Below are 15,583 nucleotides of genomic sequence, written 5' to 3'. Positions count from 1 at the left end.
TGGGAGCTTCAATTTATGAATTTAAAATTTACTTTTTTGGCAATTGGCCTGTTTATTCCTTTATCTGCTTTTGCTCTACCTGATGGCTTTGTGCATCCATCTACCTTTAATGGTTCTGAGAATGAAAAGAATGCAGTATTAGATTATATAAAACAGGATGCTAAAGATAATATGACGGAGCTTGATATAGATAGCCCTTCAACTCTACGTATGTTGGAGAAATCCGAATTATCTGCTTTCAAAAAACTAACTCAAGCAACAGATAAGGAGTTATTGAATAAGGTTATTGATACATACTGTGATGATATAGATATGTGTTCATATTCAATTCTACAGATGATGTATGCTCAAGACTTAAAAGCGAGCAAAGAAGAATTGAGCTGGTAATTTATTATTAGAATTCCCCCTCCATTTTGGCCTCTTTTAAAAGGGGCTACTTTCTAACTTTCTTGCCTTAAAAATATCCGTCTCAGTGTCCGCACTGTTAAGCAAATCAATATCAGTCAAATTATCAGCATTTATAATCCTAAAATATCGTGAGCTGTTTACAGCGCGTAGAAAGGCTGTAGAGAAGAGTTTGTGTATAGCTTTGGGTATGTATAGACAGCCCCTTAAAGGGGGCTAAATAAATGGTTATCAAGGCGCTAGCATGGCGTGATTAGTTATTCATAGTCTTCTTGATACGGTAAACGGTAGCAACTCCACACTGTGCAATTTTGGCTATTTCTTCAATCGTGTTGTTACCTGCTGCAAGTAACCGTAAGACCTTTGCATGCAGTTCTTTGTTTGCCTGCTTGCCTTTGTATTTCCCTTTTTCTTTCGCTATCGCAATCCCTTCATCACGGCGAGCAGCAATAATCCCTCGTTCAAACTCTGCTACAGCACCCATCATAGTGAGTATCAATCTTGATGTAGGACTATTATCAAACGTCTGATTGTTATCAATAAAAGTGACTTTAACGTTTTTCTCGATTAGCACATCAATTAGTTGTAAGAGTTCTTTGGTGTTTCTTGCAAGTCGATCAATTGATTTAACTGTTAACTCATCACCAGAACGTAGCAAGGCCATGAGACGCTTTAACTCTGGTCTGTCTTTAGTCGTCTTGCCAGATTCAGTCTCGGTGACTACCTCGTCACACAGTGGCTCAAGTACGGCTAGCTGTCGCGCTTGATTTTGACCTTTGCTAGAGACACGGGCGTATCCATATTTCATATCACACCTTCATTTATCATTTAAGTTATCTCAATGATAATTTATCAAATAGGTTATATCAAGGTCTAAATGATAGGTTTTTCACTATGACTTCTAACCTATCGTTGGGGTGTACCCAAATGATAAACAGACATAACAGATAGCAAAGAGGTGGTTAGGTGTTATGAATATGAGAATGCATATCAACAACAAACAATAATAAAATTTTTCATTTGTAGTTTCATTGCTGCATGGTTTTGAGGGGTTAAGAGGCAACATCACTTAATCCGGTATTTCCTGCATTTTATTGTGGATTCAGATAGGGCGGGGCTTAGAAGTGCATACAGCCTTATACGAACTGTGTAATCACTGCCTAACCAGACAAATCATTACCCCATCATTATCGGCTATTTAAAGGCTATATAAACCCTATATTAACTGCTGTTTTTGATCAGTACAAACAATCAAATAAGGAAATATGATAGGTATAATCGATAGACTTAACCGATCGATTAAGAGAGTTCGATCGACACAACCAGTTTTCAAAATCACTGATAGTTGTTTAACCTATGCAAAAGAAGTCTTGTTTTAACTTATTGATTAAGATCATTTTTGTGAGGTTTTATGACTAACACTCAGATCAAAAGCATCATTAGCTTTCTTCTCTTTACTTGGTTTGCTGGGGCAGGGGTGGTGATTGCAATCCTTGGTGAGGCACTGAGTTATTCTATACCTATGATTGCTGTAGGTGGGTTGTTCTTCTGGGCTTCGATGAGGAAATAAAGCATCGCCAAAATTTTAGACGATGCTGGTCAAGCATGATTAAACGTAGGCTTGTTCCAATAACCACCAAAGTGAAAGGTTGTTTAGATAATTGTGATGTGTATCTATTTATTTAGTATCGTTTATTGAGAGATACAAGCTATATTTACTGTCTGATATTTATATGGAATTAAATATATGTTCTGTTCTGAATGTGGTAAAGAAATCAGTAATACAGACAAATTTTGTAACTCTTGTGGTAAAGAGCAAGTGATATCCCCTGCTGAAGATAAAGGAATAAATGAGACAGCATCAGCATGGATTGCAAAAAAGAATCGCAAGAGTGAACCAAATGTTAGCGAGAGTTTAGGCCAAAAGATAATCACTAAGCCAAATCCTGTTAATAGTTTTAAGTTTAAATATCGTTACTTGTTTTTAGCTGCTATTGCTTTTGCAGTCATAAAAACGAACTTTTATGATGAACCTTCCAAACCTGTAACCCCAGAGGAAAAGGCAATTGCTGACGCTAAAAGGGAACAAAGAGATCGTTTAGGGCAGGCTAGTGTTATTGCATCAGGTTATAGATGTCCAGACCCTGTAAGTGTTACTCTCAATTATGATGGTAGTTTTAGAATTATGTGCGATGACGACTTGTTGACTTATATAATGAAAGAAGACTTGCATACAGGTAAGGTAACGGTTGAGCCAGATTAATATCATTTCTTGATATTGGGATAAGCTACTTTTAATGCTCACACACAGCAATAAGGATAAAAATTAATGCCTAAGTATAAAGTTTTTTCTGGGACAAGTTCTGATTCTCTCTGGAATGGGGAAGCTAAAAATCACGAGGAAGCTTGGCAAGCGTATCGAAAATATTCAGGTAGCTACGAATATTCGTTATTTGAATATGTTATAGATTATACTTACGATGGAAAATCTCAGGATTTAAATATATACATTACTGAATGTACAGAAATGGATAACAAAAAAGAAGATCATGAGATATTTGAAGAGATAAAAGATAAGAGCCGTATAAACACAACGCAGTATAGAAAAACAGCTAATAGTAGATAGTCTTAATCAAATTAGCATGACACCCATATGTTACAGTGACTATAACAAGCATATGTTATAGAAGTATGACATACGGGTGTTATGGTACTATGACAGGCATGTGACCACTACTAGATTATAACTATATTAATACTAGATTATAACTAAATCAGTTAAAGACTGACTAAGGAATGAATGTTAATGAATGTATAGTTAGTCTCTTAGTATAATATTATGACCTTATAGACTACGTTAACACTTCGTCCATAGGTCTGTGCCTATTGTTGTTATCTCGCTACCGCTCACCGATAACAAGACTGACAGGTAATAATCTGAACAGTTAAACGTTATGATAAGACTATAACTTATTAACTATCATCTTATAACCTTCATTAACCAATCTTACACTATGCAATGATGTAACCATTACACTGTGCAATCTTGGATTCAGGTTTATATGATATTCACTGTGCAAGGTTTTACCTATTAATTAGCCAGACTGCTTGCAAAACGATTTTATTTCTGTTATTGTAATCTTGGGTATATATAACAAAAATAAGTTAGATATATGTTGACATATAGACGGATTTATACTAATATAATAGTAGGAGCAAGAGAGTTTGCTCTGAGATAGAAAAATACAATCACAAATAAAGTAATCCATATGAGGTCACCATAATAGAGGTGGCCTTTTTTGCATTCAAAAAAAAGGAATAAAATGACAACACAACAGCCACAAACTAACACACTTAGATTTACTTCAGAAGATATCCTAAATGATTTAAATACCGGAAAGTTAAAACTAACTACCGCACTTCGATATCAGCGAGAGCGTAACCTAACAGAAGAGCGCCGTCAGTTGTACAGAATTGCAGTTATTAAATTTAAAATAAACGAGTTACAACAAGAATTAATCTCATTAGGAGCATGAAAAATGCAAGTTGAACTGCCTAGAGAGCTGGTGCAATGGTTAGATGATAACTACCCGAATAAATCTAGACCAGCAGCAATAAAACATTTGATTAAACAGGCAATGAATAAAACAAACAACGATAACTCCAATGAAAGGGGAAATAATGACAGAGATCAACAACAACAATAATAATGAAAGAACTTTTTCTAAACAGTATTCTGATGTAATGGCAATCAATAAGATTGAAGTAAATGGGAAGTTATTACCCTTTAGTCTGTCTCTCAAAACAGTTTATATTTATCTTTTAGCTTGGCAAGAAAATAGTGGAAAGGTTTTTCCCAGTATTGTTAGAATTACTGAGGAGTTAGGGATAGGAAGTAAAACTTCTACTCAAAAATATATTAATGGTCTACTTGAATTAGGTCTGCTTAAAAAAGAATCAAGAAAAGGTCTAAGTAATCTATATACAGTTTTAGATATCAATGAAGTAGTAGGATTCAAAACAGACCTGACAGGCCAGTTAAAAGGCACACGTTATGAACGTACAGAACAGCCATTAGTGCAGGGTAAGCAGTTAACCAATGCAAAGGTACCGCCTAAGCCTGTAAGTGCCTTTATAGAAGCAAAATCAAAGGCTAACAAAGTCTCTGATAATGAAGCAGTGAATGAAAGCTTAAAAGTAGAAGAAATAGCCATTAAAGAAATAGAACAGATAAAAGAAAAACCGATAGAAATTTATTCACCAAAGCACAATGAAGATGAAGACGACCTCCCAGATTTTGCAAGGTCAGATTATAAGTATGTTGCAGTTGTTAAGAAGCCTGAGCCTAAACAATACTATTATCCAGATATAGGTTATCAATCTGGTAATTGTGATCATATACCTGAACCATTCTAAATATTATCTTATAGGAGAAACATATGGCATATGCAAAAGACAAAGAACAAACAATCACACTCAGCTTATACATGACCCCAGAGGAATACCAAGAACTTAAAGAATTTTGTTGGGATGAGGGTTGGAGTGTGCCGGGTATGCTAAAACAAACAATGGCACAAATTCAGAGGCAAATAAAAAACAAAAAACAGAAGACTCGTGATGAATTGCCATTAACTATTTTAAACTAGGAGGTGAGTTGATTAAATATCTAACTTTACTGGGTGCGCTGTTTCTGTGTTTTGCAGTATCTTTTTATTTATTCCCAGTAATTACCTTTGTACCTATTGTACAAACACAGTTTCAACTAATGGCTTTGATGATAGTTATGTTAGCCCCTTGCTACAGACGCAATACTGCAAGCTAGGAGAAGAGTTCTCTATAAAGACACCCTAACCTACAGGGTATACCCTAACTCGATTAAAACACCGTGTTTATCACGTAGCGAATGCGGTGTTAACAATAACAACAATAATAAAAAAGGAAACCAAACTAATGATGTACTTCTTGAAAAAACAAAAACAGAAGAAAGCAGTGAAGAAGACAAATAAGATTTTGAATGAACTTGAGAGTATCTATTTAGATCTGAATTATTTCGTTGATAATGAACATATCAATCTATTCTCGTTAATCGAATACACAAACGATAAATTAGACCAATTAGCTGACGTCATTTTAAGTAACGAACATTATCTGACTGAACATCATCAGGATCTAATAGAGCGAGCTAACATTGTTCAGCATATCGCGTTGAAGTGTGGTGAACAGGCTGTAAGAGAATTTGAAAAAGAGTTATTAGAATGTGGGGGTGTTCTTGCATAAGAAGAATATTAAAATAAATAAGAAATAGTCAAGGAAAATCACCACAATATATTGCAGTCATCCCTGTAATAGTGTATAATAATATTAGAGGGATGATTTGAAACTCATTACCACGAATAATAGCCGAAAATTATCTCCTTGAATTATTAAAAAATTAATTAAAAGTAGAAATTAAGCCATCACTTTAATTACAAAATAATGCCTCATCTTCTGGATAAATCCTTGTGGCTTCAGCACCCGCATTGCCAGTAGGTGACATTTCTTAAGGTCTTTACTTTTAGAGATTTTAATAAATGTACGCTCTTCCGTTCATTTCCTCTGATAATCTGATTTCTTGTTTACTTCCTTGTTATTGTTTGTTTGTGCTTAAAGATAAAGGTTCTATCGCTGGATGTGATAGAGCCTATTATTTTATATCTACACTGCGGGAATATATAGTTAAGAGAATTCAGTAAGTTATAACTTCTCATTTTAAACAAGCAAAGTAAACAATCTACAATTGAACTTTCAAATGCCTCTTGTTCGTTGATTTGACTATTCATATTATATTCTCTAAATCTAATACTCTTATTAAATCAACTCAAGGGGCATTTCAAAGTGCTATAACAAATATAAGGAATAATCTATGGCAACAAGTAATAAGAAATTTAAAGTCACGTATTATTCTGACGATATGGAATTGTTAAACAAAATGGCATTCATCGCCAAACAATTTGATATCAAAGCAGAGGAGTATGGTGAAGGTGGCCTGATGATGAGTAGCGCTGTCACTCGAAACGAAGACCATGCAGATTTTGAAGTAAATAAGTCCAATAACAGTAAAGAAGAACCGGATTATTTGCTCCAACTGGTTAAAGCAAAATACAAACAACAATAAAAGGAAGGAAAGAATGTCTCTATTAAAAACAGGTAAAACAGGTACAAGCCCTTTAGGCCAGAATGATATCATCGCGTATGCCGTTGATAACGTCTTCAATCAGAAGCTTGTCACTATGCCGCTCCCAGCTATTACTTATGCTGGAACTTGCATTGATGCAACATCAGGCGCAGCAGCAACAACAGCCTCGACAAAAGTCTACGTCGTTCTTGAAGACTATCCCGCAGGCTCAGCACAGACACTACGGGTGGCAAATGCATTTGGTGTGGTATTACGTGAAGCAGTCCTCCAAGCAGCAGATGCAGCGGGCTTGGCTAAAGCAAAAACGTTACTTCTTGTAGATGGTTTCCGTATTCAGTAACAGAATAGATTAATTCTAAACAATAAAATAACAATAATAAGGAAGAAAAATAATATGGCTTTTAAATTAGCACCTGCAAATCCAAGTGATCAAATCGTAGACCTATCATATATCTATGAGCAGATTAAAATACCCAATCGATTATTCAATGCCCTTGATCTATTTGGTGTTGAGAATCACGACACACTGAACGTGGCATTAGATCGTTTGATTGATAAAGCGGAAGAAGTATTAAATGAAAATGTGCCTTACGCAAGTGACTTCAATACTACAGTAAGACCTCGTTTCTCGAATTACGTTTATCAACTGCCATATTTCAGCAGTGTTGACCAATTGACATCTCGTGATTTAGAGCGATTCCGTGCAGCAGGTCTTGATGCAGACCAAACACTAGGTAAAGCTAGGCTTGAACTAATCGAGAAGCAAGTAACGAAGTATTACAATACTAAAGACCGTTATTATTCTGACTCAATCCTTCGAGGGGTTTCTAAATCTAAATATGCAGGTCAGGGCGATTTAAATTATTATGATGAATTTGGTGCTGGTAGTCAGGTTAATTATGAATTTGATTTCGCTGCAAGTGCTTCTGTACCTAAGCAACTAGATAGTCTGATTCAACAGCAGCAAATTGCTACTCAAGGGAAGAATGGAGATGTATTACAACGCTTCATTGTGTGCTCTGGTAGCCTAGCAACAGAACTTAAATATCACCCTACGGTGGCTGAGACAATGATTTACAACTTGTCTTCACTCAGTGCGGATAACTTCCTTACTCAGTATACTGAATTGCTTCCAGCTTATCAGATGTGGGTCTACAAGGGTGTAGTCTTTATCGATGTTACAGGACAAAACGCTCAATATGACATTCCAGATAATGGAGGTTTCATGTTTACTAAATACACTAAATCAAGTCGTGTCCATGTTCATCATGCAGGGCCAGCGATAAAATCAGCTAATATGATTGGTGTTGAGGGAGAATTCATTCAGTATCAATTACCTAATGACGAATGGGGATTCCCAACAATTGTTTCTGAGTTCTCACTTTTACCAGTAAACAACCTGCCTCAGGCGACAATCTCATTATCAATTAAGGCTTAATTTAGGTGTGAGGGTATTTATTACTACAGTACTTACCCTCTTTACATGCCTGTTTATTTTTATTATGAGTGGGGTCTATATTAGCCCCGTTCTTTTATATCTATCATTTTTATTATATAGAGGTATTGTATTATGGTTATTACCCTAGAGGGTAGCTCACACCGAATTATCAGGCGTATTTCAGGAGCTGATGTACTTAATGTATTAAACATCAGGCAGCTTGCAAAGCTATTCAACATTTCAGAGTCAACGGTACATTGGCGTATGAAAGAACAGAAAATGACATTGGAGGATGCGTTAACGCATCCTCTTCAGTCTAAGTAATAAAGCCAGCCTTAAACCGCTGGCTATTTTTTTATCTGATTTTATCTGAGAAAAATAATAACAAGGAGATAAATATATGAATATAACAGCAGCTACGCTAAGGAATATCGTCAAATTTGATACTGATATCCAAAGTTTAAAACGTGTAAAAGAACAAATGAAAAAGCTGAGGAAAGAATCAATTGGGGCAGTAGGAACCATTTCTCCAGCCTCTGCCAATAAAGCCGTAGCAAGTGCAAAAGCCGTAGCCAATCAGCAGATGGCAGCTATTTCAAAAGTATTCAATCAAGCAAGCAAAGTTAAGTCAGGTTTCGGCACTGGTATCGTGGGTACGCCATCAACCAAAGATTGGGCAGCGGTGACGGCAGCACAAATGAAACAAATGAATAGCGTGGGTAAAACCCAGTCAGAAGCCGCCCGTCAGGCAAAAGAGGCAGCACTGGCAGATAAAAAGCGATTGGCATATCGCAAAGCCCTGAAGGAAGCAACTGACCGTGACATCGCAGCAACGATGAAGCTAAAGAATATGAGCCTTGATATTGCTCGTCTCGATAAACTGAGCGCTGGTGAAAAACTCAAAGCGGTAACAGCCGCCAAAGCTTTAACACAACAATATCGTGAACAACGCCTTGATATGAAAGAGCTAAATTTTGAAGCTAAACGTCTGCTACAAACAACAAGAGCCATATCACGCAGTGAAACTCAAGCACGTAAACAACCACGACAACAAGCAGTTGGTGCAAAGAATGGTAGATTTGGGCTAGCCGCTGGTACAGGTATGGCTGTTGCAGGCGGTTTGGTAGGCGGTTTTGCTGCATATTCAGCAGCACAAACCAGCACAAACCGTGCAATGCTGATCAAACAGATGCAGAAGCAGGACGTAGAGAGTTTTGAGGCACAGGCTTTAGTTCGGTACAGCGTCCTTAACAATATTACAAAAGACCCCATTGATTTGTTGAAAGATATCAATGAGAAAAAAGCAGAATTAACCGAGATGGGGAAAGTGAATCCTAAGACTGGTGAAATTCAAAATGGTGGGGAATTCGCTGATTTATATGAAAAATTGCTTAAGCCTACCGGTGTAACTATGAAGCAAATCAAGGACTGGAGTCCCACCGAGTTTATGGTTCAAGTTGTGGATTCTGGGAAGCAACTCAAGAAGACCAATGCGGAGATGACCTACTTCCTCGAAGGTGTTGATGATGCCAGTTTGTTCTTGGATGCTTTTAAAGACCAAGGCAAACAATTGGTTAATACTTGGGAAGATATGCGCAGCAAGGGACAGCTACTAACTTCTTCTGAGGTTGAGCAGTTAGTACAGCTTAGAGCATTCGGGCAGGCCGTAGGGCAAGCAGGGCAAACGCTAGGGGATAGATTCAGCATAGCCTTATCTGAGGCCATTGGAGGCAGCGAGGGCGTAGGCAAGAGCCTGAAAGACCTCACCCCACTAATTGAAGCCCTTGGAACTGCCGTAGGTAAGCTTACCTTACTTATTTCTTGGATAGTATCTAAACTGCCATTCTTGAAAAGTCAGGAAGAGATTAAAGCAGACAGCCTGAAAAATCATCAAGAAAATCTCACGAAGGGTGGAATTAGACAATGGCTTGCCGAGCTTGGACGTGACGGAATGAAAGCATACCAACCATATGCTAATTCACTGTCTCCACAGGCTATGATTCCTACAGCAAGCAGTCTACAACCAACACCGTACCAAGCTAGTAGCCAGTACCAAGCACCAGTTAATCATATTACTGTTAAACCTGCGGATGTGCATATTAGTACAGACGTAGGGCGTTTAGAGGGGGTTTTTTCTGTACTAGCAAATAACAAGATAAACGAGTACAACAACAATACCATGAATGATTTACTTTCAAGTTACCCAGCACGTTGATTTATAAATAAACAGGGCGGGTTAATCCCCGCCTTTTTTACGTTAAATCTATAGCAGATTTTAATAATATAATTGCATCGTCTGATTTATAAATCCTATCGGTAGTTGTCTTGTGTGCATGTCCTAATAGTTCAAATCTGACATAATCAGGAATGTTCAATTTTCTAAGTCTGTCACTCATACCGTATCTATAACTGTGTGCTGTAACGCCTAGACCTGTATAGATTGAAGAAACAAGCTGAGAAGCCCTATCAGGGGTATATGTAAACGTTGGTTTATCTGTGAAAACACCGAGTTTTAGCAAGTCTTCATGAATAGGTATGGTTCGCCTAGAGGCATAATTCTTAAGCGTTTTATTCCCTTCATCGTTAATAGAAATACACTTAACTCCATCAATTACACGGTAGTCGGCTGGCTGTAGCTGTGATATCTCGCTTATCCTGCATCCAGTGAACCAAAGCAACTGGAGCAACCACCAATTCTGTGAATGCTCAGGGAAGCCCTTAAGTGCCTGCTCATGCTCTAGGTGGAGTATCCCTCTCTTATCAGTAACATTTGATACTTTTTTAAAGCGCATTCCTTCAAATGGGTTTCTTGTGATGTAATCTCGTTGCTTACAGGCAAACGTAAATAGCCCAGACGCTTTGATAAAATAGTCGTTACAGGTATTGGGACTTAATCCTCTATCTACCAAGTGTTGCTTAAAGTCAGAAACATCAGATTTGCTTATTTCTGTTATTAGTTTATTCCCCAAAAAATCGATTAAATAGCGACAGCGTGACTCATTGACTTCCAGCGTCTTTGCCCTCCAATCGTTTTTATTACTTTTTAAGTAATCATCCAGAACAACTAACAGTGTTAAACGCTTCTCTTTGTCTTTCTTTGGTTTTGGTGCAATAGCCCTTACTGGTTGTTTTACAACTGGCACAGTTTGGGGGAGGGAAGGCGGCACGGCATAACCCACCAGAGCAGCTAATTGAAGCTGTTTTCTGCATGAATAGAGCATCTGGCGCACTGTCTCAAGTGGTTCGCAGGAATGCTGATAGTAAACCATCAATAAACTACGAGACATTACCGCAGCCTCATAGGAATCTCTGGTGCCAAGCGTTATATGAATGGCTATCCCATTATGATGTTTGCAAAACGTATACAAACCAGATGGACGACGAAAAACATGTGTAATTCCTGTGTGATTCCGTTGGTACATACTTTCAATACTCCGCTAAGCCTTGTACGGAGCGACTTTTGATCATCGAGGCGATGTTTAAAGACATTAAATTGCCGACTAAGTAATTTATAAAGAAATAAAAGCCATCTCTTTTTCGTGATGGCTTTTCCATAACAGAACTAATAAGTAAAAATTCAAAAGCCAATAGTCACCTCTCCTGTTAATTTGTTTATGAAAATAATGGTGTTATTTTTATAAATACTTTCAGGGGAATATATGTCTTCAACATCTTGTCCATTATTAAGTAATACATTAACTAATGTGTTTTCATTTCATGATGATGTCTATGCCGGAAGTGAAATTTTTAATATAAAAATGGGTGAAGAACAGTTTTTTTTAGAAAAAAAGAATGGAATTAATAAAGTATTAGATGAATTATGTAAACATGGGTGGGTTAATCCATCTGCAAATTATCATGACACAAACCTGCACAATTTACTGAGTTCGTTGGTTGAGACCCCACTGGCAGAAACGATGATAGGTTTCGATAACGCACTGAAATGTGGTTTGCCGCCTGGTTATAACCCAACTTTCTGCTTTGAGAGAAATGGTCAATCTGGTGTGAAGATGCATTATGAGGTGATCCACAGTAAAGAGAGCTGTAATCTTTTTAAATTGACGGGTGAGTTTCTGTTTGATAAAGATTGTCAATTAAGTCATGAAAAACCTTCAATTTCTATTGAATTTTTCCCTCAATGCCCTACGGTGTTAGAAGAGGCTCTGGACTCCAGAACGGTAATAAAGAAATTTTTAGATTGGCTAATGAATTTATTCAATTTAAATGGTTTTGTGTTGGCAAATACTCAATCTGATGTAGATATGGCAAAAAATATTGCGGTGAGCTTTTCAAATATAAATAAGGATGATAGTAATTATTGCGTAATGGAAAATAGATTGAATAAAGAACGAGCAGCGCGTGAAGAACAAGCAGATGATTTTAATAAATCATTGCAATCCATTATTAAAGGGTTTGATGAAATAACTCATTATATAAACAATGAATTAGCTGAGTGTAGTGATAATAAAATTGAACAAATGATAACAAACTTTTCTGGCGTTCTTAAAAATGAGATAGAGAATGATGAGAAAGGTCTTAAACAACTAGAAAGTTATTCAGTTAAATTAACTCAAGATCCTGGAGAGATAGAAGAGATAGAAGAGATAAATGATGGATTAGTGTCTCAGCAGGAAGATGATTATGAATGGGACGATTATGGTTTCAATAATGTAAATAACCCTGTCCATAAATCTGAGTAATTGACACAAATTGGCCATCACCATCGTTTACACCTATCGCTGCCAGTAATTGCCATTGTTGCCAAAATGTTAATGTTTCTTTGTGTTATATTTAATTCAGACCTCATAATTACAAGGGAATAGCCTTGTTGGGATGAATGCTGTTTTAGAGCACTTATAAGAAACAATGGAGGCGCTATGTCGTTGGATCTGCGAAAAACGAGTATGGCCAAGTTGGTCGCTCTTAATCATGAATATCACTACTACAGCCTGCCGCAACTGGCGGCAGTGCTGGGGGATATTGACCGACTGCCGAAATCACTGAAAGTGTTGCTGGAGAATCTACTGCGTCATCTGGATGGCGAACAGGTTCAAGAGGATGATTTAAAAGCCATTATTGATTGGCAGCTCACCGGGCATGCCAGCCGGGAAATTGCTTACCGGCCTGCGCGGGTATTAATGCAGGATTTCACCGGCGTACCAGCGGTAGTCGATTTGGCTGCGATGCGTGAAGCAGTCAAACGGCTGGGGGGCGATGTGGCGCAGGTTAACCCATTGTCACCGGTAGATTTGGTTATCGACCATTCCGTCACTGTTGACGAGTTTGGCGATAAAGCCGCTTTTGGCGAGAACGTCCGGCTCGAAATGGAACGTAACCACGAGCGCTATATCTTCCTGCGTTGGGGGCAGAAAGCCTTTAGCCGTTTCCGTGTGGTACCGCCGGGTACCGGGATCTGCCATCAGGTTAACCTTGAGTATTTGGGGCAGACGGTTTGGCATGAACAGCAGGGTGGGCGGGAGGTCGCTTACCCCGATACGTTAGTGGGTACCGATTCCCACACCACCATGATCAATGGCTTGGGGATACTCGGTTGGGGCGTTGGTGGGATTGAAGCGGAAGCCGCAATGCTGGGCCAACCTGTCTCAATGCTGATTCCCGATGTGGTCGGCTTCAAAATGACCGGTAAGATGCGTGAAGGGATCACTGCCACGGACTTGGTGCTTACCGTAACGCAAATGCTGCGAAAACATGGGGTAGTAGGCAAATTCGTTGAGTTTTATGGTGATGGTCTGGCGGATTTGCCACTGGCAGATCGCGCGACTATAGCCAATATGTCGCCTGAGTTTGGTGCTACCTGTGGTTTCTTCCCGGTGGATGACGTGACGCTGGGGTATATGCGCTTAAGTGGCCGCAGTGATGAACAGATAGCCTTGGTTGAGGGCTACAGTAAAGCACAAGGGTTGTGGCGTCATCCTGGTGACGAGCCAATTTTCACCAGTCAGCTCTCATTGGATTTGAGCACAGTGGAAGCGAGTATGGCTGGGCCGAAGCGGCCACAAGACCGGGTCGCTTTACCCAAAGTGCCCTTAGCCTTTAAAGCGTTTGAAGAACTGGAAATTAATAGCAAAAAAGATAAAGTTGACCATGTTAGCTTCACGCTGGAAGGAAAAACGCACGAGTTGGCATCTGGCGCGGTGGTGATTGCCGCGATCACCTCATGCACTAATACTTCGAATCCCAGCGTACTGATGGCAGCCGGTCTGTTAGCTAAAAAAGCGGCAGAAAAGGGGCTAAAAACCAAACCATGGGTGAAAACTTCACTGGCACCAGGCTCTAAAGTGGTGACTGAGTATCTCAATGCCGCCGGATTAACCGCTTATCTGGATAATTTGGGCTTTAATCTGGTGGGTTATGGTTGTACCACCTGTATTGGTAACTCTGGCCCATTGCCTGATCCAATAGAAAATGCCATCAAAGTCGGGGATTTGACCGTCGGTGCGGTGCTGTCCGGTAACCGAAACTTTGAAGGGCGCATTCATCCTTTAGTAAAAACCAACTGGCTGGCTTCGCCGCCGCTGGTGGTGGCTTATGCTCTGGCCGGTAATTTGAATGTCAACTTGGCACAAGAGGCGCTCGGTAACGACCCTGACGGCAAGCCGGTTTATCTAAAGGATATCTGGCCTAGCGGATTTGAAATCGCTAAAGCTGTCGAAGAGGTTAAAACTGAGATGTTCCGTAAGGAATATGCCGCCGTATTTGATGGCGATGAAGAGTGGCAGTCGATTCAGGTTAATAGTACACCAACCTATGATTGGCAGAGCGATTCCACCTACATCCGTTTGCCTCCTTTCTTTAGTGATATGAAAGCGTTGCCTGATCCGGTTGAGGATATTCACCATGCACGTATTTTGGCGATTTTGGCTGATTCTGTCACCACAGACCATATTTCTCCCGCCGGTAATATCAAGCTTGATAGCCCTGCGGGCCGCTATTTACGTGATCGTGGGGTCGAGATTAAAGAGTTTAACTCCTACGGTTCCCGTCGTGGTAATCATGAAGTGATGATGCGTGGGACGTTTGCCAATATCCGTATCCGTAATGAGATGGTCCCGGGGGTTGAAGGGGGTGTCACTCGTCATATTCCGTCACAAAATGAGATGGCTATCTATGATGCTGCTATGCGCTATCAGCAGGAGAATGTGCCATTGGCGGTGATTGCCGGTAAGGAGTATGGATCCGGTTCGAGTCGTGACTGGGCAGCTAAAGGGCCAAGATTACTGGGGGTGCGGGTAGTGATTGCTGAGTCATTTGAGCGTATTCATCGCTCCAATCTGATTGGGATGGGTATTTTGCCCCTCGAGTTCCCAGCAGGGGTTAATCGCAAAACTTTGGGGCTGACGGGTGATGAATCCATTAGCGTCAGTGGGTTACAAAAACTGTCCCCAGGGCAGAAGGTGGCAGTGACGATAACCTATGCTGACGGGCGGCAACAAACGGTAGATACCCACTGCCGTATAGATACAGGTAATGAATTGGTTTATTTCGAAAATGGCGGCATTTTGCATTATGTTATCCGCAAAATGCTGTAGTTATTAGAATGTTGT

At 39.3% G+C, this 15,583-nt stretch carries 15 protein-coding genes and 1 pseudogene; 14 read left to right on the top strand and 2 right to left on the bottom strand.

From position 1 onward, the window contains the following. Positions 1 to 15 precede the first annotated feature (15 nt). Positions 16 to 387: a hypothetical protein gene (locus A6J66_005980; GenBank protein ID PNM23790.1), complete on the top strand. Its 372-nt coding sequence runs from the start codon at positions 16 to 18 to the stop codon at positions 385 to 387. A gap of 271 nt (positions 388 to 658) precedes the next feature. On the opposite strand, the gene A6J66_005975 is transcribed toward A6J66_005980, so the two are convergent. Continuing rightward, the gene (locus A6J66_005975; GenBank protein ID PNM23789.1) at positions 659 to 1,213 is read right to left on the bottom strand and encodes a recombinase family protein; all 555 of its coding nucleotides are present in this window, start codon (positions 1,211 to 1,213) and stop codon (positions 659 to 661) included. A gap of 939 nt (positions 1,214 to 2,152) precedes the next feature. On the opposite strand from A6J66_005975, the gene A6J66_005970 reads away from it, so the two are divergent. The 11 genes and pseudogenes from A6J66_005970 (at position 2,153) to A6J66_005920 (ending at position 10,233) form a co-directional block, all read left to right on the top strand. Beyond that, the gene (locus A6J66_005970) at positions 2,153 to 2,668 is read left to right on the top strand and encodes a zinc ribbon domain-containing protein (GenBank protein PNM23788.1); all 516 of its coding nucleotides are present in this window, start codon (positions 2,153 to 2,155) and stop codon (positions 2,666 to 2,668) included. 66 nt (positions 2,669 to 2,734) lie between these two features. Then, entirely contained in the window at positions 2,735 to 3,031 is a 297-nt protein-coding gene (locus A6J66_005965) for a hypothetical protein (protein PNM23787.1), read from the top strand. A 697-nt stretch (positions 3,032 to 3,728) separates the two neighbouring features. Further along, the gene (locus tag A6J66_005960) at positions 3,729 to 3,941 is read left to right on the top strand and encodes a hypothetical protein (GenBank protein PNM23786.1); all 213 of its coding nucleotides are present in this window, start codon (positions 3,729 to 3,731) and stop codon (positions 3,939 to 3,941) included. A gap of 145 nt (positions 3,942 to 4,086) precedes the next feature. Continuing rightward, positions 4,087 to 4,821, top strand: a complete 735-nt coding sequence (locus A6J66_005955) for a hypothetical protein (protein PNM23785.1) — start codon at positions 4,087 to 4,089, stop codon at positions 4,819 to 4,821. Positions 4,822 to 4,844: 23 nt separating this feature from the next. Beyond that, positions 4,845 to 5,051 carry a hypothetical protein gene (locus tag A6J66_005950; protein PNM23784.1) on the top strand — a complete coding sequence of 69 codons (207 nt, stop codon included), beginning with the start codon at positions 4,845 to 4,847 and terminating at the stop codon, positions 5,049 to 5,051. A 304-nt stretch (positions 5,052 to 5,355) separates the two neighbouring features. Then, entirely contained in the window at positions 5,356 to 5,682 is a 327-nt protein-coding gene (locus tag A6J66_005945) for a hypothetical protein (GenBank protein ID PNM23783.1), read from the top strand. Between the two features lie 625 nt (positions 5,683 to 6,307). Further along, positions 6,308 to 6,559, top strand: coding sequence for a hypothetical protein (locus A6J66_005940; protein ID PNM23782.1), 252 nt, complete (start codon positions 6,308 to 6,310; stop codon positions 6,557 to 6,559). 13 nt (positions 6,560 to 6,572) lie between these two features. Next, positions 6,573 to 6,920 carry a hypothetical protein gene (locus tag A6J66_005935; protein PNM23781.1) on the top strand — a complete coding sequence of 116 codons (348 nt, stop codon included), beginning with the start codon at positions 6,573 to 6,575 and terminating at the stop codon, positions 6,918 to 6,920. Between the two features lie 54 nt (positions 6,921 to 6,974). After that, the gene (locus A6J66_005930; protein ID PNM23780.1) at positions 6,975 to 8,018 is read left to right on the top strand and encodes a hypothetical protein; all 1,044 of its coding nucleotides are present in this window, start codon (positions 6,975 to 6,977) and stop codon (positions 8,016 to 8,018) included. 132 nt (positions 8,019 to 8,150) lie between these two features. Further along, positions 8,151 to 8,342, top strand: coding sequence for a hypothetical protein (locus tag A6J66_005925; protein ID PNM23779.1), 192 nt, complete (start codon positions 8,151 to 8,153; stop codon positions 8,340 to 8,342). A 1,588-nt stretch (positions 8,343 to 9,930) separates the two neighbouring features. Further along, positions 9,931 to 10,233 (top strand): annotated as a pseudogene (locus A6J66_005920) (integrase). Positions 10,234 to 10,270: 37 nt separating this feature from the next. Here the strand turns inward: A6J66_005920 and A6J66_005915 are convergent. Then, on the bottom strand, positions 10,271 to 11,440 hold the full coding sequence (locus tag A6J66_005915; GenBank protein PNM23778.1) for a hypothetical protein: 1,170 nt from the start codon (positions 11,438 to 11,440) through the stop codon (positions 10,271 to 10,273). Positions 11,441 to 11,677: 237 nt separating this feature from the next. On the opposite strand from A6J66_005915, the gene A6J66_005910 reads away from it, so the two are divergent. Together A6J66_005910 and acnA are read left to right on the top strand one after the other, a co-directional pair. Further along, positions 11,678 to 12,718, top strand: a complete 1,041-nt coding sequence (locus A6J66_005910; protein ID PNM23777.1) for a hypothetical protein — start codon at positions 11,678 to 11,680, stop codon at positions 12,716 to 12,718. Positions 12,719 to 12,895: 177 nt separating this feature from the next. Next, complete coding sequence (gene acnA / locus A6J66_005905; protein PNM23776.1) at positions 12,896 to 15,568, top strand: aconitate hydratase AcnA; 2,673 nt, start codon at positions 12,896 to 12,898, stop codon at positions 15,566 to 15,568. Positions 15,569 to 15,583 lie beyond the last annotated feature (15 nt).

This window comes from Yersinia enterocolitica, assembly GCA_002082245.2.
Taxonomy (GTDB): Bacteria; Pseudomonadota; Gammaproteobacteria; order Enterobacterales; family Enterobacteriaceae; genus Yersinia; species Yersinia enterocolitica_E.
Note: the sequence above shows the minus strand (reverse complement) of the source record. Positions and strands in the feature narration are given on the sequence as shown.

Excerpts from the sequence above, each read along its gene's own strand:
- acnA (PNM23776.1), top strand. The coding sequence starts at position 12,896 with ATGTCGTTGGATCTGCGAAAAACGAGTATGGCCAAGTTGGTCGCTCTT.
- A6J66_005915 (PNM23778.1), bottom strand. The coding sequence starts at position 11,440 with ATGTACCAACGGAATCACACAGGAATTACACATGTTTTTCGTCGTCCA.
- A6J66_005975 (PNM23789.1), bottom strand. The coding sequence starts at position 1,213 with ATGAAATATGGATACGCCCGTGTCTCTAGCAAAGGTCAAAATCAAGCG.
- A6J66_005935 (PNM23781.1), top strand. The coding sequence starts at position 6,573 with ATGTCTCTATTAAAAACAGGTAAAACAGGTACAAGCCCTTTAGGCCAG.
- A6J66_005940 (PNM23782.1), top strand. The coding sequence starts at position 6,308 with ATGGCAACAAGTAATAAGAAATTTAAAGTCACGTATTATTCTGACGAT.
- A6J66_005960 (PNM23786.1), top strand. The coding sequence starts at position 3,729 with ATGACAACACAACAGCCACAAACTAACACACTTAGATTTACTTCAGAA.
- A6J66_005950 (PNM23784.1), top strand. The coding sequence starts at position 4,845 with ATGGCATATGCAAAAGACAAAGAACAAACAATCACACTCAGCTTATAC.
- A6J66_005910 (PNM23777.1), top strand. The coding sequence starts at position 11,678 with ATGTCTTCAACATCTTGTCCATTATTAAGTAATACATTAACTAATGTG.
- A6J66_005980 (PNM23790.1), top strand. The coding sequence starts at position 16 with ATGAATTTAAAATTTACTTTTTTGGCAATTGGCCTGTTTATTCCTTTA.
- A6J66_005970 (PNM23788.1), top strand. The coding sequence starts at position 2,153 with ATGTTCTGTTCTGAATGTGGTAAAGAAATCAGTAATACAGACAAATTT.
- A6J66_005930 (PNM23780.1), top strand. The coding sequence starts at position 6,975 with ATGGCTTTTAAATTAGCACCTGCAAATCCAAGTGATCAAATCGTAGAC.
- A6J66_005955 (PNM23785.1), top strand. The coding sequence starts at position 4,087 with ATGACAGAGATCAACAACAACAATAATAATGAAAGAACTTTTTCTAAA.
- A6J66_005965 (PNM23787.1), top strand. The coding sequence starts at position 2,735 with ATGCCTAAGTATAAAGTTTTTTCTGGGACAAGTTCTGATTCTCTCTGG.
- A6J66_005945 (PNM23783.1), top strand. The coding sequence starts at position 5,356 with ATGATGTACTTCTTGAAAAAACAAAAACAGAAGAAAGCAGTGAAGAAG.
- A6J66_005925 (PNM23779.1), top strand. The coding sequence starts at position 8,151 with ATGGTTATTACCCTAGAGGGTAGCTCACACCGAATTATCAGGCGTATT.